9 protein-coding genes and 1 pseudogene are annotated in these 22,109 nt (G+C 43.3%); 3 read left to right on the forward strand and 7 right to left on the reverse strand.

The window, feature by feature from the left end:
• Window positions 1-278: 278 nt before the first annotated feature.
• Window positions 279-1,877 carry a toxin gene (locus C6H66_RS20695; protein WP_105396582.1) on the forward strand — a complete coding sequence of 533 codons (1,599 nt, stop codon included), beginning with the start codon at window positions 279-281 and terminating at the stop codon, window positions 1,875-1,877.
• A gap of 167 nt (window positions 1,878-2,044) precedes the next feature.
• Here the strand turns inward: C6H66_RS20695 and tcaC are convergent, their stop codons facing one another.
• The 6 genes and pseudogenes from tcaC to ppxA all read right to left on the reverse strand — a co-directional run bounded on the left by tcaC (window position 2,045) and on the right by ppxA (window position 17,817).
• Window positions 2,045-6,502, reverse strand: a complete 4,458-nt coding sequence (gene tcaC / locus C6H66_RS20700) for an insecticidal toxin complex protein TcaC (protein ID WP_105396583.1) — start codon at window positions 6,500-6,502, stop codon at window positions 2,045-2,047.
• Window positions 6,503-6,561: 59 nt separating this feature from the next.
• Window positions 6,562-10,131, reverse strand: coding sequence for an insecticidal toxin complex protein TcaB (gene tcaB, locus C6H66_RS20705; protein WP_105396584.1), 3,570 nt, complete (start codon window positions 10,129-10,131; stop codon window positions 6,562-6,564).
• Window positions 10,132-10,152: 21 nt separating this feature from the next.
• Entirely contained in the window at window positions 10,153-13,446 is a 3,294-nt protein-coding gene (gene tcaA, locus C6H66_RS20710; RefSeq protein ID WP_105396585.1) for an insecticidal toxin complex protein TcaA, read from the reverse strand.
• A gap of 512 nt (window positions 13,447-13,958) precedes the next feature.
• Window positions 13,959-14,576, reverse strand: a complete 618-nt coding sequence (locus C6H66_RS20715) for a hypothetical protein (protein ID WP_046395540.1) — start codon at window positions 14,574-14,576, stop codon at window positions 13,959-13,961.
• Between the two features lie 429 nt (window positions 14,577-15,005).
• A pseudogene (ppxB, locus tag C6H66_RS20720) lies at window positions 15,006-16,029 on the reverse strand (photopexin PpxB).
• A 93-nt stretch (window positions 16,030-16,122) separates the two neighbouring features.
• A complete protein-coding gene (ppxA, locus tag C6H66_RS27335; RefSeq protein WP_282183127.1) occupies window positions 16,123-17,817 on the reverse strand; it encodes a photopexin PpxA in 1,695 nt (564 codons plus the stop codon).
• Between the two features lie 325 nt (window positions 17,818-18,142).
• On the opposite strand from ppxA, the gene C6H66_RS20730 reads away from it, so the two are divergent.
• Window positions 18,143-19,027 carry a hypothetical protein gene (locus C6H66_RS20730; RefSeq protein ID WP_046395538.1) on the forward strand — a complete coding sequence of 295 codons (885 nt, stop codon included), beginning with the start codon at window positions 18,143-18,145 and terminating at the stop codon, window positions 19,025-19,027.
• 216 nt (window positions 19,028-19,243) lie between these two features.
• Here the strand turns inward: C6H66_RS20730 and C6H66_RS20735 are convergent, their stop codons facing one another.
• Window positions 19,244-20,206, reverse strand: a complete 963-nt coding sequence (locus C6H66_RS20735; protein WP_036780427.1) for a fucose-binding lectin II — start codon at window positions 20,204-20,206, stop codon at window positions 19,244-19,246.
• Between the two features lie 776 nt (window positions 20,207-20,982).
• On the opposite strand from C6H66_RS20735, the gene C6H66_RS20745 reads away from it, so the two are divergent.
• Window positions 20,983-21,996, forward strand: coding sequence for an Rpn family recombination-promoting nuclease/putative transposase (locus tag C6H66_RS20745; protein WP_105396587.1), 1,014 nt, complete (start codon window positions 20,983-20,985; stop codon window positions 21,994-21,996).
• The last annotated feature ends 113 nt before the right edge of the window (window positions 21,997-22,109 follow it).

A 22,109-nucleotide genomic window follows, 5' to 3' on the forward strand; every position in this document is an offset into this window, starting at 1 on the left:
TTATTTAGATAGATTAGAGAGAAATATTATTACAACTAATTTCTGTATCTTTTGTGGACAATGGTGAAAACTACACTATTATGGAATTGATGCATTGAAATAATTAATGCCAATATAACAGTTTAGTAACTACATCACAGTCTATAATAACAGACTGAACATATTAACGCTCTATTAGGGAAAAACTTATACCATTCATGATGAAAAGGCAATGAGGGGTCATGATAACTCATTGGCTATAGTCGGAAAAGTAATGTTAACCAAGTGGAGATAGATATATGTCTAAATACAAATTAAACCGATATTTATTAGCAAGTTCTGTATTATGTTTTTTCATATCAGGAAATATTATTGCCTCCAACCCTAAAATATCTGCATATTATCTTAGTGGACCTGCTGCGCAGGTTGATACTCAAGAATATTATGCCAGCCTTGATAACTTTAAAAAATTAAGTAGCGATATTTCTAAGAACAAGAGTAACTTTAATATATTGGTATTATCTTTTGTCCAGCCTAGTTTTGTTAACTATGAAAAAAGTAGCCTGAAATGTTCAGGATTGTTTGGTTATACTTGTACTTCTGGTCAAAGTATTAGCACCCAAGAAGCTGAAAATGCCAGGGCCGATTTTGTGGCATTGAAAGGTGTTATCGCTGATTTAAAATCTCATGGCGTGAGTACTTATATTGCTGTAGGTGGATGGAACTTTAGTTGTTATCCGAAAATTTATGATATAACCGCCGGCAAAAAAGATGCTTGTGGTAATGAACCCGGTGCGGTTTATGATATCTTCCCTAATCCCCTGACCAAAATTCCTCGATTTGACAGTACTATTACGGGCAAAGAAGCAGATAAGGCATATAGAAATATTGTCAATTTGGCGGCTGACTTGAAAGTCGAGGGAATTGATGTTGATTATGAGGAATTCTGGCACGCTGATATTAATGCAAAAAGTTGGAAATTAACCCCTGACTCAATCAATGTTCCCCCTAATAACAGCGAAACTCTTATTACATCAACTTTAATAGCCAAGGGACTCGGCGGTTATGTTTATGATGCGTCAATGAAGATTGTCCCTGGCGCAGAAAAAATTCCCCGTGCAATGCCTGTAACCGTGGATAAATTCGCCGCTATTTTAAAATCTTTTTACACTTCAATTAATGCCGTTAAACCATCACTTAAGCTAAGTACAGCAGGTCCTGCAACGGGAGGTATCCCGAATATGTCCGCTAACTGGGGAACTAATGCGAGGAATAGTGATATTTATGGTGGTGCCTGGTGGGGAGGAAATCTCTATGGTTTGATTTATAATACTGCGCTGAGTTATCCCGATTTGATCAACCGACTCAGTTATATTGGTGTGATGACCTATGATTTAAGTGAAGAAGATTGTGGATTTATTGGCGGAGGTGAAACATATATTCCTTGTGACCTTCCTGGACAGGTTAAGTATTATTATGGTCAATATATTAACTGGCTTAAATCCGGCAATGAAGTAGTCACCTTTCATGTCAAACTGAAAGGAGCACGTAATTATGCTCAGGCATCAGTTCAACCGCAAAAATTATTGGTTTTGCCTCCTATTACAGTTGGATTTGAAGTGGGTAAACCGGCAACCGGTAATTTGCCGCTCACGAAGGCAGCTCTCAACAGCATATTAGATGGTACGATCAAATATGGTAAAACGGGCCTTATAATGTGGGATCTATTTAAGAATGAACGTTATGACGGTAATAACTGGAAAGATGAGTGGGCAACACCTAATGATCTTTTGTCTACGGCTTGCAAAAAAATAGGATTGACAGGAGAGCATTATAATTGCGATAGCTCTGTCCCGACACCTGCTCCTGTTTCGGCTTTTACTAAGAAAGAACATTGATGTTGATATTTAATCTTTAATTCTGTCAATATGCAGGTTTCCTTGAAAGGCGACCTGCATTATTAAAGAGAACGGTGGAACTTAGCGGAAATGCTGAATTTTCATAGTTGATTGGATACTGCCCCGCGATGTACCGCGAGCGGGGCAACAGATAAAAATATGTAAAACTATGGGGTTCTTGATGCTGTATCGTTTTCATCCTCACTGACAATAAACCACGGGGTGTACAGCTTTTCTCGCAAATATTTCTTAGCAGTGATGACTTTGTATTCCCGTCCCAGTGGATCATAAAGGTGGGTATCGGCAAACAGGTCATCTCGTGCGCTGTCATCACTAACGTAGCGCCAATCATTCAGAAAATAGGGTTGATAAGTACGCACAGGTTGGCCTTTGTCGTCATATTCTGTGCGACCGGAAACGGCCCATCGGGTGTCTGTAGGGGCACTGACCAGAACGCCATTTGCATCCACGACCAGCCCGCCATCCTCTTTACGTTGCCAGGCATCACCGGGCTCATGACGGGCTGAACTCTGGAGTAACCGGCCAAAACCGTCACTAAAGCTCACCGTCTGTTGGTGCTGCTGTTGCGGATCGCTATCATAGCGATCAGTGGTGATCCCCAGTACATGTGGCGGTAAACGGGGAATACTTGCCAATAGCGAAATAAGTTGAATTGTTAGGTTCTGATGGCCTATTCCCCGTTTCCCACTCAACGCGCACACTTTCCCATCTTCGGTAATCATATGAGCGGCACGCAGTTGCGCCCATAGCGCTTCTGCCTCTTCTTGTGACTGAGAAAGCTGAGACAAAGATAACGACGGCATCCAGCTATCAACGGCATAGACTAAACATTGGGCAACGGGAAGCGCGCCAGTTAATGCCAGCGCTTTATCTATGGAGTCCGGTGGTGTGAAGGGCTGGTTGGAATAGCCTGCGGCTTGTCCTGCCTCTGTGCCCCAGAATCGGCTGGTGGTCACGCGACCTAGCGCGTCCAGAGTCACAATATGTTGATTATCATTAATATCTGTCAGTTGTACCGGTGTAAGGAAACGATAATCGTAATGGGCTTGCGTCGTTAATCCTGCGGCATCCTGAGTCTGTATTATTACACAATGATAGGTATCCCAGGTCAGTGTGGTTTTCCCTGTCAGCAACGAGTTACGTTGAGCTTGAGGCCGCCAGAACTGTGCGGCGTCACCGTAATCGGTATAACCTTGCCGCGCCACCCATACCGGGCTTTCTGATCCGGTATTAAACAACCGCGCGACTTGCTGATAACCGGCCTGTGTCAGCGCGGTATTCAACTCTTGCTCTTCAATCACGCCTTCATACGCCTGTAATGAGGTATCGTCCATCATGGCGGTTTCTTGGAACGCGACCAGCGCCTGTAACGTGGGCTTTTCTAATGCGGCTTCCGCTTGACCGGCGGTGTAAAACGTCCGTTGTTGCCCCAGATAAACGGCCGCTTTTTCATCTGCTAGCAGGCCATCGGCTTTCAGCAAGATTTCAAGGGAAATCCCTTCGGTTGGAATTTTGCTCCGGTCATAAGTATAAACATCACGGCGTTGTGCATTCGGTAAACCTAATCGCCAGTTTTCCCCGTCAGTCAGGTGATGCCAGCTATTTTTTTGTCTCACCAGACGTAATAGTTGTTGTTGATCATCATAGCTGCTGTCAAATAGCGTTTCCGGTAGGGTAGGCGGGTAGGGATTCACTGCCGGTTTTTCGCGGCGCGGCCAGGCAATATCGACACTTTGCAGTGATTGACCAAAGATATCGTGTTGCAACTTGATACTTTGGCTGAACTGTGGATCAGTGATGATACGTTCATAGTGGTAGCTGCGATTTTCAATAGCGGTCACCCAAGCGGATAATTCAGTTTCTTTATCTACGGGAATAGAGCGTACCTGATAGCGCGATTCACTGACGGTATAAGGCGCCGTTTGTTTATCCGTTCCGTCCAGACCGTAGAGCTCGGTGCGTAGCAGTTGGCCTTTAAGTGCTCGCGTCAGCCAGTTACGTTGTGTCTCATTGGGGGTAAATGCTTGATCTGTCTGGTTGGTGCTATCCCAGACGGTATAGCGAGTTTCAAATCCGCTATAAGCTTGCGTGTCTGCCTGCCAATATTCCGTGGCTAATTGGCTGTCTACTACATCCATGCCGGTGGCAAACCAGCTGATACTCAGTGACGGTGCTGCTTGTTCTGGTGCGGTGCCGTGAGAAAACGTTGTGGTATCTGTCTGTTTGACACAACCAAACCCTCTGAATTCCCGCTCTTTACCATCCCAGACGCCGTGGCTGTAGTTGACTTCACTGGTGAGTCGGTTACCGCTGATTTCATCCTGAATTTCGGTATGCCATAACAGATGCATTGGAAACGGCAGATAACAAGCGGGAGATTTGCCTGCTTTGGTGAGCTGTAATTTCTCATCCAACCAGAATTGCGCGGAACTACGATAATGTAGCGTGTGATGTGCGCCCCGGTTATTGTTCATTACATTCAACAACCAGGGTTTGGTCAGTGACAGGTCACAACGCCAGTGATGTGGCGCGATATGTGGCACAGTCAGAATCAAGCTGGCTATCCCTAATCCCTGAATATCGGCGACTTGAAGTTGGCAGGTGTTGTCAAATTGTACGCCTTCTGGCAACGCTAATGTCAACGGGGCATCAAACTGATTACCACTTTGGTTGAGATAAATGAGCAAAGAGCCGGATTGCGCATAGATAAGGTCGGTGGTGCCGGAGCCGTCGATATCCGCCAGAAACAGCCGTTCGGGATTGAAGCTATTTTCGGGCTGGCTGAATCCCGGCAGAGTTAGTGGTTGACCAAAACGGCCATGTCCCAGATTAGGCCAACAGGTGACGCGATTAGCCTTGATTTCCACCAGATGTTGTTGACCGGAACCGAGCATATCACTGAAAGCCACCAGTTTGCGGGCGTCGGTCCCTGTGACAGGCAGGGTGATACCTGTGGATTGGGGGACATCTTCTCCTTTACGCCAGCCGTTTCGCTGGTTGGCATATAGACGCACGCTTTTCGGCCCGATCAACACTAAATCAGATAAGCCTGCCCCGGTAAGGTCAGCGAACTGGATGCTTGGATGAAAATATTCCACGGGCAAAGCATTGATTGGCGTAAAGTGCGTCCATTTTCCATCGGGTTGTTGGCTATGGTATCCGCGAATACCGGAGGCGGTAACAACCCAATCCAGTTGGCCGTCTCCGTTGATATCCATCAATGAGGCATTATCCTGCAAACTGGGTAGGGTAGGCAGTGGGGCGATTTTGCCGTAAGTGACGGCATTGCTGTCTCCGTCTTCCTGACGTTGCGGAGCTTTATACCACCATGCGCCGCGTTCCTGGTATAACATACCCGGTAGCCCTTCTCCCCGCAGATCAACCAGTTGATAACGTTGCTGCGAGTTAAAATTATCTAGTGCGTCAAAGCGTTGCCATGTCGGCATTTTCTCCAGATCAAACCGCTGCCAAGCTAACTCCAGTGGGGGCTGGGTGACTGGGCTGCCATCCGGTTCATGGCTTAATTGACGGATGGTAATCAACGTGGTGACGCTAGCGTTTTTGTCATATTCCAGTATTAAGCGTCCAACCAGTTCCGGGGTGTCATTGGCACCGACTTCTCCGGCCATGAGTGCGGTACGGTGAAACATCAGCACTTGTTGACATAAGCGGCGAGTACGCACTTCAAAACCATATTCATAGCGAGAGAAGATATCCGGGCGTACAGACCATTGCGCGGTACCTGTATCCCATGTCGGTACGGTATGAAGTGAAGTATCGCGTTCACCGTGGTCAAAGACCAGATGAAACAGCCACTCTTCCGGTGCCGGAGGTGTGTTATCCAGTACGAACAGGCTGGTTTGTGGTTTAATGTTACCGTAGTTCACCTGTACCAGATAGCGCTGTGCGATAGCGTTGGGGTGAGCGGTTTTTTCATTGTCGTCACAATGGGCTTCATCTTCGGCTCGGTATTGATAGCTGACATGTTCACCGGTTGGCGTCACGGTTTCTTCCAGCAACCACTGAGCGATTTGTTGGTCATTTTGCGGATTTGCCAGACAAGCCTGCGCGGTTTTCCCTAAGATGTGCAGTTGGCCGTTCGGTGACGATATCAGCCAGAAAGCGCGCCCTTCTTGACCGGAGGCAGGTTGCCAGTATTCGATTTTACTGAAATCTAGGATCTGGCGGGCTTGATAGCGGGTCACGGTATAGGAAATTGGCAAGGTAACGCTTTGCAGCATCTTAACGTCCTGGCGGATATCAGGTTGCCCTTGGTCATTCAGGGCGATATTCATGACCTCGCCTTGTGGGGATAGGAACGTGTCGTCATTGCCGTATTGTGGAATGCCATGTTGGGTGCGTCGGCTAATGGTAGTGACACCGCATTGCCAGCCGATGCCGAAAGGCCCATTACCCGCGCTGTTGCTGTAAATCAGCGATAATCCAGGAGCCGTCCCTCTGCCAGTCGAAAGGGGTAACGGCAGAGACAGGGATGCCATTCCATCAGGGCCGGCAGCATTCAGTGCTTCTCCCATGCCATTGATAGCACCGCCACCTTTGGGAAGTGACAGCGTTGTAATCGATACTTCTGGTGAATCCTGCATAAAGTACTCCTTAATAACAGGCCCCTGATAGGGACCTGTAATCGACAAAGAAAAGAAATTTACGCGTCTCGAATGATGTAATTCAGATGCACAATGATGTCACTCAGATGCGCAACCAACTCGTGTTGCGCTCCCTCTTTACCCGCATGAAAAATATTGAGTCCCAGTGTGCCGGTCGTTGCGTCTCGACCTTCAAAAGGCAGAAAACGGCTGTCGTTAAAGTCGGTGACAAACCGGCCTCCGTCATTCACACCGTGTGATAAGGCGGCGATTTCCGCACCCATTACCAGTGTGGCTTCAAGATCTTGATATGGCCCCAGAAGTGTTGGCAGGGTGACGGCGATACGTTTAATACGGCGTTTCTTCTCGTTACCTAGGTTGTAAGAGTTATCCAAACCTAGCTGACTCAAATCCAGTGTTGCTTGGAAGATATCCCCTGTCAGCGTCAGAGTGACGCCGCCGGATGCAGGTACTTTCTCGCCATTAAGCACCTTATTGATATTTTCACTTAACGTACCTGCGCCAAACAGGGTATCCAGCGACACGGTGCGGATGGCTTCCAGCCCGATACCACCCCGAGCAAGCCAGATGGCATCCAGTTTCTGTAGCTCTGAACTTAAACCTTCCCCTGCTAACAGCCCTTGCCACAGATCATTCCACACTGGAACTTGGAATAGACTGTCGCTATCTTTCTCGCCTAATTCCTGTACTAATGCGGCTTTTGCCTGGAGACAGATTGGCAGAGTGGAATCATACATTTGGTAATAGAGTGCGGAGAGACGACCAGCCATCCAGTTATACAGTGCCTGCCCGGTAAAACGAGTGGTTTGCAGGTCATAAATCGCTTGGGCATTCGCTTGTTCGGTTTCAGAGAGCGTGATCTGTTTTTGTGTCATCGTGATCTGCTCTTGCAAGCTTTGTATCTGGGCATCCAATTGGGTTATTTCGTTATCAGCAATATCCCGTTGCAATGCCCATTCTTCCTGACGACGCTGATAACCGGCTGTTACTTCTGAAATACCGGCGCTCTGATCTTGGATGCCAGCGCCAACTTGGGTTGCTTGCCCGGAGCCAATTAATGGCGCTCCCCATTCCGATCCGCCGTTAGCCAGCCCGAAGACGTTAGGTACCGCGTTGGCGATTCCGCCGGCAATCAGCAATCCCGTTGCAACGCCATTAGTAATCATGGCGGTGCTGCGTAGTGTCAGACCGGCGATTTCTGCCGCAGATAGACCGCCGTTAATCAGGTCGCTGTAATGTTTTTGCCGCAATGTGGCGCCATCACGGCTAGCCTGTAATGCGGTCAGGCTGTGTTGTAATCCTTTTAGATTATTTTGTTGTATATCGTGCTGTTGTTTCAGGATGGCTTGCTGTTGAGTCTGCAACAGTAGCGTCATTTTTTCATTATCCTGATGTTCTAACGTTGTTTGTAAGCTGTTGCCGAACTGAGTCAACAAACTCACGGCAGAGCGGGCGCGTTCTACCAATAACGGATAGCGCCAGCCCTGAACACTGCCTTGACCACCAGCCGGACTACTGCCTGTACTGTCCCCTCCAGCTTGCTGACGTTGCAGGGTTTTCGGGTCTACCGGCGTGGCATACAGTGGCAGATTTAGCGGTTGACCATCCAGACTCAGATTGTGGCGCAGGTTGTATAGGCGTAACTCAAGTTTATCCCAGTAACCGAGTAGTACATCGTTGTACGGTGGCAAGAAATCACCGTCGCCAATATTTGCGGTATCGCCTGCGCTTAGCCAGGCAGCGAACGTCATCACCTCCGGTGAACTGAGGAATGTCGGTGTGGCAATAGCGCCAGCTTCTTTACTCAAGGTGGGATTTGGCCAAGTATTGGTGGTATGGATATCAGGGCGCGGTCCCAGTAGCTGTTGTGCCTGAATGTAGTACATTTTGGCTTCGACTAGAGTATCGCGTTCAAGTTGACGGTAAGCGCTGTCGCCTCGGGCAATCAATAGATCAAGGGTATGCAGGAATATCGCCAGCTTGTAATGCATCGGGTCCGCCATAGCGATCACATCTGGATCAGTGGTGGCGGGCTGTGTGGTATCCCATGCGGTATCCAGTTGCAATGGCATCACATTCCAATAACGTGGTTTACTGCCATCCATAATGAGCTGGCCATTAGCATCGCGATAACCGGCGCTGCGGAAAATATATTTGTACCAAGTGTCCGCGTCTTCGTAACGTTGTTCGGTTTGCATACGGACCGCAACCAGGAACGGAATATGGAAGAAGATTTCCCATAGATAAATACCATAGGGACCACTGAAATTATCAACCGGATTAGATCCGCCAAACTGCCCCTGAACGTCATAATTAAGTAGTGAATCGAGGCTAATATCTAATAGCGCGTTGAGATCTACATAATTAGGGAGGTGTAAATCAATGGCAGAACCAGAAGGTGGTGTAAATTGTTTTCCATCTGATGAGAATGTGCCGTAGGAGGTGAATTCTATTGTATTAATAGAGAGTGTAAAATTGCAGTAGTTATTATCATTGTAACTTTGTCCATGACACATGCGTAATTTAGTTGTGGCATAATCCTTTGACGATAAATTTGCACTTCCTGTACTAGATAGGTTCTTAATCACGTTGCCAGAGTCATAACATAACGTCACTCCAGTACTGGGAGTAGCTCCGCCGGCATTCTGAAAAATAAGTACAGTCCCATCATCAGAAATATTCATCTGAGCATCAGAACCATATTGTGAAGCTACTTCAGTCGGGCTTGATGATCCTGTTGCTCCAACTCTATTGTAGTCAGTAAAAGAAAGTTCCAAGATTTTTTTCTTTGATGCCCAGCTATAATCGCTACTCATCACCCAGATGTTTTTATAAACAAAATCTATTTTATCTTCTTTCGAGATAGTAAACCAACGGATGTGTAGCTTGTTATTTTCCCAGAAAGGCTCGACATGCCCTGAATATGCCTCACTAATCCCGGCATTAATTGCTCGCCACTCTGACCATTGATCTGGTTTCAACTTACCGCCATCAGTGATTAAAGTTAATTTCCGCCAATAAAATGCATAGGGGGCATTCTGTGTACGGCCAATAAAGAAGATGGTTTTATTATCTTTGCCTTGGCAGGCGGTAATATAATCAAGGGTAGCTAAAGTGTCATAACTAATTAGATAATCACGTAATTTAGATTCGACTAATTCACTTTTTAATTTCCCTTGAGAAATACCTTGTTCAAACGCGGTAAATATCTCGGTCTTATTCAATCGCAATGTTGGATCAATATAATCCCCGGCATAGAATTTCAACCGTTCCTTGCCAGCCCAAGTGCTATAACGGTGGTTAAAACTATCCCAGTTATATAAAAACTGTTCATCGGCAAAATAGGGTTTTGCTGAGTCTGCCAGAGTGCCGTCATAGCCCTCTATCGCACGATGAATAAACAATTGCAGACTGCCAATCGCCTCGGATAGCGGTGAAGTAGTAACCAGATCGCTAATTTTGGTATCCAGCAACAGATATTCGTACAGATCATCCGCGGTCTGGATACTCTCTTTTAAATCTGCGGGCACCTGAGTAGCAATATAATGAGCAACCAATGCATCACGGCGTGCTTCTTTCAACGTTTGTGTAAATAAAGATTCAGACATAATCAATTCCTTCTTATCCGGTTACTGACGATTGCTGATTGCGGCACTTAAGTTTTGGGCTACTGATGCCAATAAAGCGCTACTCTCGGCGGCAGGGTCTGCTTGCATCATGGCCAACAGATTGCCCAGAGTGGTACTACCGACATTCAGGCTTTGCCCGACGCGTAACCAGGTCAGAAGTTGCCAGAGTGATGTAAAACTTTTCGGCCAGTTATTTTCCCCTAATAACAAGGTATTAACTTGCGCTACTGTCCCTTTATCCATCTCATGCAATGTGGCGATCAGTGAAGCTGCATTTTCAGTCGTCATATCGTTGGCATTTAATTGATCGAAACAGCGCATCGCTTCATCACGGGAAACAGTGACCTGAGTTTGCCACTGTTTAAAACGCGATAGTGTGAGTAATAGCTCCGGATTGGGAACAGGAACATTCGTGATGCCGTTAAGTAAACGTTCTGGATAGGTTGTCAGTAATTGCAGATCCTGCTCGGTCAGGCTCAGCCATTTCACAATTAACACTAGCTGGCTAAGTTGCTGAGTAGCAATGACCAGAGAAGTGTCGGTTTGCAAGGAATCCAACGTGGCATTGTCATGGCTAAACAGGGTTTGAATATCATGCCAGTAGTTCGCCAGTGTAAAAGGATTATCACTACCGATTGTGATTTTCTCCAGCCAGAAGGTTACGATACCCATCACATTGCTCTTAATGCCGAAACCGGCACTTAGCGCCCGCAGCACTTTCTGCTGTAACGCCGAATCCATTGTTTCTTTAGTGGCAGCTTGACTATTCACGCTGTCACAAACGTTTTCTAAGAAGTTGAACATCTCAGCGGTGGCGGTAGCGCTCCATTGCGTACTTACCATCCCTTGCAGATAAGTCAGACTTAGATTTACGGACGACATCCAATCCAGCACCTGCTCAGTACGGCGTAAAATAGCCAGTGGTTGCAGGGATTTTGCCTGACCTAACTGTTGTAATAAGATATCTTTTCCGCCTTCCATCAGGCGCCATAAAATTTCGGCTTGGGCAAATGTCAGCCCAAACAAACGGGGAATGGCGCCGAAGCGATACAACTGACTGGCGGTATATTCATCCAAGGTAAAACTGCCGGCATTACCGAAACAATAGCGACCAATACGGAAAAATTCATCACTGGTGACGCCCAATGCTTTGCAGCATATGGCGGCTAACTCATCCTGCTCATTTTCTGCATATTTCACCTCTGTACCTAGCGCAATGACGTGATTACCGTCGGCAGAGCGGAAAGCGGTTTCATAGAAACTGGGTGTCTGATCTGGCGTATAAGGATTCACTGCACTAATGAAGGTCGCAAAGGTATTGGCATCAAGCCCATAGCGCTGTTTCAGGCTGACATACTCTGCCAGTGCTTCAAGGACCGGCTTATCCAGCACAATTTTGTCGTGGTGGTCCGGCACACTACGACTGGCATTGGCAATCAGCCAGTCCAATTCTTCAAATGATAGCCCGGTCTGGGATGATAAACGCACCAGCTTTTCAGCGCGACCGGCTAAGGCGACTACCGTATCGTCAGTGAAATTCAGGCTCTTACCGTCGGTCTGAATCCACAGATATTGACCATCAGTCGCGTCTGCCGGTGTGCTGTTCAGATAAGCAGCGCCGTAAACATTGACGCGGGTTGGGGTGGTTTCCCCAAAACGAACATAGCGGCTGGCTGCTTTCGCATCAATGCTGCTTTGACTGTAAGATTGCTGAGCGGTCAAATCCATTAACTGATTGAAGCTTAACCGGGTCTTCTCACAGAAAGTATCGATAGAATTCAGTGCGCTAGTTAACGTGGAAGCCGAAGATGCCGTGTTCTGTAAACTATTGCCGCCAAGGCCATAATGGTTGGTAATATCATCTTCTGTCGGTGCCGGATTGGTCATCAATTGATAACTGACCGGCGTCAGTGACAGCGTTTCGCGGGCTGGCGGCGATGGAATATCATTGATCGCGGGAGGAATCACATCATCAGGGTTTGTCGGGGTACCTGAGCTATCGCTGCAAAATGTTAATAACAGCCCTGTGTCTTTTGTCCCATTGATGATCAGCGCGTTTTTCCAATTTGACTGGCCGGAACTGTCTACCGCGATATAGCCTTTATCTGTTTTCAGGTAGTACTTATCTTTGTCCTGGCCGCGTTCCAGTGTGACCGGTAAATGAAAGTTTTCCAGCGGTTGGGTACTGCCGGATTTGTTGGCTACCTGAGCAAAAATGCCATCCTGATCCGGGTTAGTTGAGCTGTTGCCTCTCAAAAAACAACCATTCAGGACATGGTTTGTATTGTCCGCCATCTCTGTACCATCGGGTACACCGAGGTAGTAACACTGTTTTGCCATTGACCAAGTGAGTTTCAACGGTGCGACTATTGCGGCGGCGGCTTGATCTGGATTACCTGCAATCAATTGTGCGCCGACAATGCCGTTCCCGCTGGTGTACTGTGACAGGTAAACCATAGGTTGCCCGCTGAATCCCACCGCTTTGAAATAAAAAGTGTTTCCGGCAAAAAATGTATCTTGATTACCATCTTGGGCAGCGAACAATTTGCGTGTATTCGTATTATCGGCCTGTTCTGAAACCGCTTGTGCCGTGGTATCTGTCAAAGTATTCCACACACCGTTCAGCGTTCTGGCTTGTGCCGATAAAGCAGAATCGATTTGCGACAGATGATCGTCATAAGGTAACGTCATTGGGAAGAATGCGCCGGACAGCTCAGTAATATCTTTACCGCCTTTTTGTAGCACATCCAACAAGATATCAAGGGAAGTGACCTCTTTATTCATCGTCGTTTCGCTTAAGATCAGATCCTTCAGATCAGCGCGGCGATTATCAATATGCAAACTGGAATCTGATTTATGCAGATCTTTAGCCACCCTGTAGAGGGCGGCAGCATAACGACCCGGAGAGAACAGGGATTGAATAGAGGCGGCGTCTGCATATTGACTGGCACGGTTCATTAAATCGCTGAAATCCCCATCACCGCCAATATTCTCTACCAAAGCATCTTTAAGCACAGAGACGTTGGATTGTGCGTTAAGTTTAGCCAGACCTTTAATAACCGGCTCCTGACGCAATTGCCAGGCTCGGTAGAGGGATTTCAGATTTTCTGCCCGTTGCCGCGCCTGACGATAGACGGTATGAGCCTCTTTAACGGACAGGGTGGGAACGGATTGAACGAAAGTAGCCCGGCTGATTGATGCGATATCAAATACGTTTTGATAACCGGCGTCAAGCAGGGGCTGTTCGGATGTACTTGATAAAAATGATATTTTATTTTGCATAACAGTCACCATTACATGGTTTAGAATTAGAACATCTTGGAAGGTTAGTTACGAAAATCGAGCTAGCTTTCTTGGTGTGACAATTCATAAACATTCCTTTTATTTCTGTTTGTTTATTGCTGGTTCAATTGAGGTGATACAGAGACAAACAAAACGACCAGTATGAGAAACTTCATCCAAGGTGCTGATAGCAAAAGTGTAATAAAAATGAAAAATAATTTATGATAATGAGCTAGTTCATGATTTATCTTAGGTATTTATAATCATTTTCACTATTTGGTAAGAGTTGTTAATTGATGGAGGCATGACTTTATAGCGTGGAAGCTTATTATGTTAAGCTCAATTTTTATTAATGTAGGAATAAAAAATTAATTTAATCATAGCGGCAAATAAACCACGTAAATAGTTTCAATATGAAAATAATAAGACTTACATTTATCGGGCGTCTTTTGCTGGCTAAAACGCACAAAAACTTATTTCGTTTGTTCTTGCCAGCTTCGTTTGAGCGATAAAGCGAGCTGTTGTTACCGCATCTTACGCCACAATGGCATGATATTGGTCAACACATCAGGGGGAGGGCAAGGATCATTCACCTTTGCCATTTTCCATAAACCGGTCTGGCTCTTGCGGGCAGCATTATTGGACATGAAGACTTGATATAATGAGCCTGTATCGCCAGCATGATTATGGGTATCAAGAAAACCTTTATTTCCCCATCGATTATAGAGAGAAATACTATCGCCTGCTCTGATGTTTTCATTTGGTGGTGTGGTTTCACAATAAATAACCCATTCTAATGTCGCTCTTTTGCGGGTATCTGAGGTATAGACTTGATGTATTTCGGTTAATTGTTCATTTTGATCCACCACATCATAATATTGTAAATAGCCGCCATCACAGTAATATAGGTTGTGAAGTAAAATAATATCATTATTGATTATTTCACTACCGACAGATTTTCCTGTTGCTGACTCAATTCTCCAGGCACCGCCATAAATAGCTAAAGAAGCATCTACAGTTACCACGCCATATTTTGTTCCTAGTTTATTACCGTTGCCAAACACACTGAGATAGCCGCCGCTCCAGTTCTTGTAGCTGTTTAATATTGTCACGGTATCGCCATATTTAAGTACATTATCCATCGTTTCCTCGGAAAATATGTTATTGCTCTTCAAACAACTGATCTTGGAATGGCTTTTCTGCCGATTATGCTATTACTGCATAACCTCTGGCGTCATTTCAGGATTCGGTTATTGTCATGAACAGGTGATCTCGCCTTTTATCTGATCCCTTGTGGACTTAAAATAGGGTCGAATTCCTGCGCTGCTGAATATTCATAGCAATGGGAGATAGGAAAAGGGAAGATCAAAAAGTTAATTTTTATCGGATAGGGGACTATTTAATGGGTAATCGAATTTGGCCTGTTATCATGTTACTTGAAAGGGTAAATCATGTTTTTTCTGTTTGTAACCCGTGTCATATCAGTAAAAGCGGTATAATACCGCTTTAATTTATGGATAAATGTCATCTCTACTGATATTGCTAGAGTCGTGTATTTTTGGCTTTTTGATTCAGGTCTGTGACCAAATTAACACGACTATGCTGTCATCGTAATTATTATTGCCCCCATTGCTGGCGCCGATAATGGCTGTTCCCGGTTTTTCGTCAAGGGTATTATAGGCGTAACGGAGTTTGCAGGGTTTGCCGTCGCCTATAATTTCAATGCAGACTTTGCCTGTGCTTGATGAGTAATTTTTAAAGCCCAATACACTATTGACTCCTTGGCTGATTAATGTATCGACTAATTGATCGTCAATATACACTTTTATCGTTTGCTGATGGGTCGTATTACCATAGGCTGACAGGCTAAGCTTGATATTGCGAGGTAACTGGAAACAGTGTTTACCGGTGTTATTGCTGCCACATATTCCGCCACAGTTTCTATACTCACTACCTAACGAATCGATATCAACCGATACGGCGGCTTGAACTTTTTTGAAGGTGACTCCTTTCCAGTAAGCTTGAATAAAGGAAGGTTCACTATCGATAACATGAGATTTTGTATTGTATTGGATGTAATAACTATCTTTGAAAAAGTAAATAATAGAACCGGTAATATTCTTCCATAAAATAACAGCATCGAGGTCTTCACTGAATCCTGCATATTTCCCGGTGGCGCCCCATCGATCTGAAATGGTTTTCTTACTAATCGAGTGTGAACTGACGGTGTAATCGATGCAATCTCTGCCTTTGAAGAAACAGACAACATCTTGTTTTGTATCCACCCACTCTGTGGCTGCGTCTATACCATTTTCAAATCCAGTACCTTTCAACCCCGGCCAGCCTTCAATAATGGGTTTTGGTCCATCAATCACCAAGGCTTTGGCTATATCGAATTTAAGGTATTGAGAATCTTTAAAAAAAATATAATGAGCCGTTTAAATTAATCACATCGTTAATATCTTTTTGAAACTCGATAGGGAGACCAGGCCAATCATGACTGATAGGTTGGGGATAATCAGTATCTGCTTTATCTTCTGAGTCGTTATATCTAATGTTTTCTGAGTTAAGAAAGAAATAGGTTTTTGAATTCATTTTTTACATCCTTAATAATGGTTAATCTGAATGTTATTCTGATGTGTTTACTCGATTTTCTATTTTCAGATATCACAGCGATATATTTTTGTCTCATGATAATGGCCAATTCAACACTACCACACTATCATCATAATTGTCATTGGAACCATTGTTAGCGCCGATAATGGCTGATCCCGGTTTTGCTTCGAGAGTGTTATAGGCATAACGGAGTTTGCTGTGTTTACCATCTGCTATAATCTCGATGCAGACTTTGCCGGTACCTGATGTGTAGGTCCTAACATCCGTTATGTGACTTATCCCCTTACCAGTTAAAGTATCGACTAATCGGTCGTCGATATAGACATTGATTGTTTGTTGATGAGCATCACTATTTACGTAGGCAGTCAGGCCAAATCGAATACTTTGAGGTAATTGGAAACAGTGTTTACCGGTATTATTAATCCCACATGTTCCGCCGCATTTTATATTGATATCACTGCCTAATACATCTGGATCAACTGATACTGCCGCTTGAATTTTATTGAAAGTAACGCCTTTCCATTTAGTTTGAATAAGTTCGGGTTCCCCATACATACTATTCAACATCAGATGTAAGCGGAGATATTCATTGCCTTTGAAAAGATAGATAAAATAACCGGAGTTACGCCATAGAATAGCGGCATCTAAATTTTCACTAAATTTTGCGTATTCCCCGGTAATTCTCCATCTTTCTGCAATGGTTTTTTGGTCAATGGCATGTGAACTCACGGTGTAATTGATACACTCTTTGCCTTTAAAGAAACAGACAATATCTTTTTTCGTATCTATCCACTCTGTGGCGGCGTCGATCCCGTTTTCAAATTCCGTTCCTGCTAATCCCGGCCACCCCTCAATAATGGATTTTGGTCCGTCAATCACTTGTGCTTTTGCAATATCAAATTTAAGATATTGCGAGCCTTTAAAGAAATACAAATAACCATTTAAATTAATCACATCATCAATATGCCTTTGAAACTCGGTAGGCAGATTAGGCCAATTATTACGGATAGGTTGAGGATAACCGGTATCTATATTATTTAATGGATCATTATATTTAATATTTTCTGAATTAAGAAAGAAATAGGTGTTTGTATTACTGTCATTGCCAATCTCGCTGCCTAATAAATCCATATCAATTGACGTCGCAGCTTGAACTCTTTTGAAAGTCACTCCACGCCAATTAGCGCCAATGGGGGCTTGACCATCAATGGTATTCGATTTCAGATTAATCCTGATGTTAGAATTATCTTTGAAAAGGAACAGAAAAGGGCTGCCAATATTTATCCATAAAATAGCTGCATCCAGATTTTCACTAAATTCTGAGTATTGTTCTGTTATCCCCCATCTATCTGCGATAGTCTTTTTACTAATAGTATGTGAACTCACCGTATAATCAATACAATCACTGCCTTTAAAGAAACAGACGACATCTGTCATACCCGTTTTTTCTACATAGGGCCATTCTGTGGCGGCGTCGATCCCGTTTTCAAATTCCGTTCCGGTTAATCCCGGCCATCCTTCTATAATAGGTTTTGGTCCGTCAGTCACTTTTGCTTTTGCGATATCAAATTTAAGATATTGTGAGCCTTTAAAAAAATACAGAAAACCATTTAAATTAATCACATCATCAATATGTCTTTGAAATTCAATAGGAAGATCAGACCAATCGTTATTTATAGGCCGGGGATAACCGATGTCTGCCTCATACGATTTCTGATTGTGTCTAATGTTTCCTGAGCCAAGGAAAAGATAACTTGATGTATTCATTGATATATCCTTGTTGGTGGTTGGGATTTAATATGTTGTTTAAATTTATTTTTTACAACAGAAATAGATGAAAATAACATTAAGATACGCCGATTTAACTCTGCCATATTGATCATCTGTCTGGTGAATAGGGAAGTTTGTATTGCTTAAATTAATACTGATGATGGGTTATAAGCAAGACTATATATTAACAACTCATTAATGTATTTAATATTGTTTGATTTTGTGTGACTTACTTTATTTAAGAATTAAAGATGAGCTTTATCTAAGGTATAAAATACAAGATTGATATGTAATTGTATTTTTTATAGGAGATATTTTAGTCATGAAATTAGAACAATATGAACGTCCAATCTCAATGGAAGGTTTATCCAATTCCATTCTAATCACTGTGTGGGAGCCAAATTTATACCCGGAAGGTCGGTGGATAGATGCGACAACACAGCGAGCTGGCGTATTGTTTAAGGATTCGTCATATGGAACTAGCGCTTGGGATATTATCAGTGTCGGGGGAAGGAAAGCTTTCAAGGCACAAACTTTGTCTAGTAATGGCGGTAGTCACTGTCTCGGGATTGCAACAGATACACCTATTGATGCTAGACATTGCTATTGTGAGCTGGATTTATTTTGTAATCCATATCCTGACATTTCAGTGAGTGTGTTATCCAAGAAAACGAGTGCAAGCGGTACATATCAAAATATTGGTTACGGATATATGGCGATTCACTTGACTGGAGGGTATAAAGGTAAGCCTCAATGGATGCCATCGAACATTTCATTAGGTACTTCGATTGATACTGCAACGCCTTATGTCATGGTTTGGAATCTTCAGGCTGCTAATTTGATTCAGTCAGTTAATTTTGTTGGCAAGCAGATAGATGGTATTTATAAAGGGCAACCGACACTAGGTAATACTTATTCTGGTGTTCCACTGAGTTATGAATGGCCAAAAAATACTTGGTCACGCTGGCGAATTGGATTGTTTGCGGCAAATAATGGCACATTAATCATCGAGTGGTATAATGCTGTGGCAGATAAATGGAAGACAGAACTTTGCCAGTATAATATGAACACCCTTATGACGGGAAATATTGCGTCAGGACAAATTGGGATTATTTTGGGCATGTCTTCTGAAACTGCCACAGTAGAGCAACAAAATTCTCTTTACCGAACACCGTTTGATCGAGCTATATTTTTTCAAGATTTTTAATATATAATCTTGAATCTGGTTATTTAACCATCTTGTGTGATATATACCAAGGGGCTTTCTTCCAGGCCCCATAATTGTTGTAATATAGAAAAGTGATTTTAATTATAATCTTATTATCGTTGTTAAATATGGCGTACAAGAAAAGCGGTATAATACCGCTTTAATTGATTAGTAAATGTTTTTTCTTGTGGTGAAGTTTACCAAAGTATTTTTAATTTACACCAGCGGCCAATTTAATATTACTACACAGTCATTGTAATTATTATTGGTACCATTTTCAGCACCGATAATGACTGTTCCCGGTTTTCCATCGAGGGTGTTATCGAAATAACGTAGTTTGCTAGGTTTGCCATTTCCTTCAATTTCAATACAAACTTTTCCTGTACCTGATGTGTAGGTTTTGGTCGCCATCGGATTATTTGTGCCTTTACCGGTTAATGTATCTACCAGAAGGTCGTTAATATACACTTTTACCGTTTGCTGAATGTTCGTATTATTGTAGGCTGTCAGGCCAAATTGAATATTTTTAGGTAATTGGAAACAGTGTTTACCGGTGTCATTGGTGCCGCATTCTCCACCACAATTTGAGGGTTTGGTAGGCGGACAAGGGTCATTGATTTTTTCCATTTTCCACTGGTCTACCTTATGTACTTTACGAGCGCTATTACCAGAAAGAGATACACCATATAACGTGTTTGGTTTGTTGGCATTACCATAACTATTAAGGAAACCTTTATTTCCCCATCGATTATGTAGGCTGATAATTGCTCCTTCTATGATATTTCCCTTTATAGAATAAGGTGTCTCGCAATAAATAATCCACTCTAATGTTTTTGGAGAATATGTATTTATATCAGATGTGACTATCGGATGTATTTCTCCACTTGGTACCGGTTGATTTGGGCCATCATAATATCCCAAATAACCACCATCGCAGAAAGCCAGATTATGAAGCAAAATAATATCATCATTAATTATTTCGCTGCCGATAGCTTTTCCCGTTCCTGATTGTATTCGCCATATTACCCCTAGATCAGAAAAAGAAGGAGCTACAGTTAATACGTTATGTTTTGCTCCCGGGATGTCGTTACTTCCATGTGTACTGAGATATCCTCCTTGCCAGTTATTGTAACCATTTAGTATTCTTACTGTATCGCCATATTTAAGTATATCTGCCATAATTTATCCTTAATGTTTGTGGTTTATTTTTAACAATGAGTATGATACTGAAATTACCCTGGCTTAATTATTCTGTTTCATAACTTTATGAGTTATTTCAGAATAGGTTATTAAAATCAGCGAAATGCTCAATTTTTTTTGTAATCCTAAAAAAATGATTAACGCTTGATTTGGATTAATTATGAATATTAATGGCTGTTGAAGAAAGGCAGAGGATTTGTTTCTTACTTCTGACAATGAATATATCACTAAAAATTCCTTTACTTAATTTTCGATATTTTTATCTTGAACTGTAAAAAATAGCATTTACTGATTTATTTACATTGTTTATTAAGTTAAATTATTTAATCGTGATGGGAAAATAAAACTTAATTTTTATTGACACGAAGGATACAACCCTAATAGATTGATACTTTGATATAAATAACATTTATACCCAATAGATCATCTGGATGGAACTCTGTCCAATTTTTTCGATCTGAACATCCAAGATTAACGAGAATATAAATAATTGATATTTTGATAAAGGGGTTGTTATTGTTTGAATGGAAATTAAAAGCTCATTTAAATTAATGGCTTTCATAAAGTAATTGTTGTAAATATAATGTTTTCTCATTTTTCCTTTTCTGATATTTGATTTTTTAGGCTCTTCTATTAATGTATTCGGTAAAGATTTGCCTGAGGAAATCTGAGACAATGTTTTTTATGACTTGGTAGAAATACTATACCTTGGCAATGAGTGGTAATGACTAACTAATAAGACAGAGAAACAGATTGTGGTAAAGAAAGAAAAACAACGACCTCACCATGACGCGTTATTCAAGCATTTTTTAACGCAGCCCGAAACGGCTAGGGAATTTTTATCCCTTTATCTGCCCGAAGAGATCCAGTCGTTGTGTGATTTAGCCACATTGAAACTGGAATCCGGCAGTTTTGTGGATCGGGATTTACGTCAACTGCACAGTGATGTGCTCTACTCGGTTGAAACAGCCAGGGGACAGGGCTATATCTATTGTCTGATTGAACATCAGTCCACTCCTGACCCGCTGATGGCCTGGCGGCTGATGTATTATGCCATGTTAGCAATGGCGGCCCACCTGAAAAAAGGCCATACTGAACTCCCTTTGGTAGCGCCGCTGCTGTTTTATCATGGGGAGGTTCGGCCGTATCCTTACTCAAACCGGTGGCTGGATTGTTTTACGCTCCCTGAACAGGCTGCTCGCTTATACCACCAGGCGTTTCCGTTGGTGGACGTCAGTGTGCTCAGCGATGAAGAAATCCTGACACATAAAGGGGTTGCCCTGATGGAACTGGTGCAAAAACATATTCGCTGCCGGGATATGCAGGAATGGCTTCTCCAATTGGTGGAACTCTTGAATGCGGGTTATAATACAACCGAGCAGCGCAATGTGGTGTTACGCTATATTTTACTGAATGGACATACGCCGGATCTCTCCCAATTTGTCCATCAACTGATTGAACAATCTCCGGAGCATGAAACGATGTTGATGACTATTGCAGAACAGCTTGAACAAAAAGGGCTTGAGCGAGGTATCAAGCAAGGTATTGAGCTAGGTCGAGAGGAAGGCCGAGAGGAAGGCCGAGAGGAAGGTCGAGAAGAAGGTCGAGAAGAAGGTATTGAGCTAGGTCGAGAAGAAGGTATTGAGCTAGGCCGAGAGAAAGGTAAAGTGGAAACGGCTCGTGCCTTATTACGGCATGGCGTGAGTTTGGACATTATTGTCACCAGTACCGGACTGAGCCGGGATAAAATTGAAGCGTTAAAGCATTAAATTAATCTTCTCTTTTACAGTAAAATGCCGATATTCAAGATCGGCATTTTTGTTTTTATTTTTACTGAATGGACATACGCCGGATCTCTCCCAATTTGTCCATCAACTGATTG

The organism is Photorhabdus hindustanensis (genome assembly GCF_002968995.1).
Classification (GTDB): Bacteria; Pseudomonadota; Gammaproteobacteria; order Enterobacterales; family Enterobacteriaceae; genus Photorhabdus; species Photorhabdus akhurstii.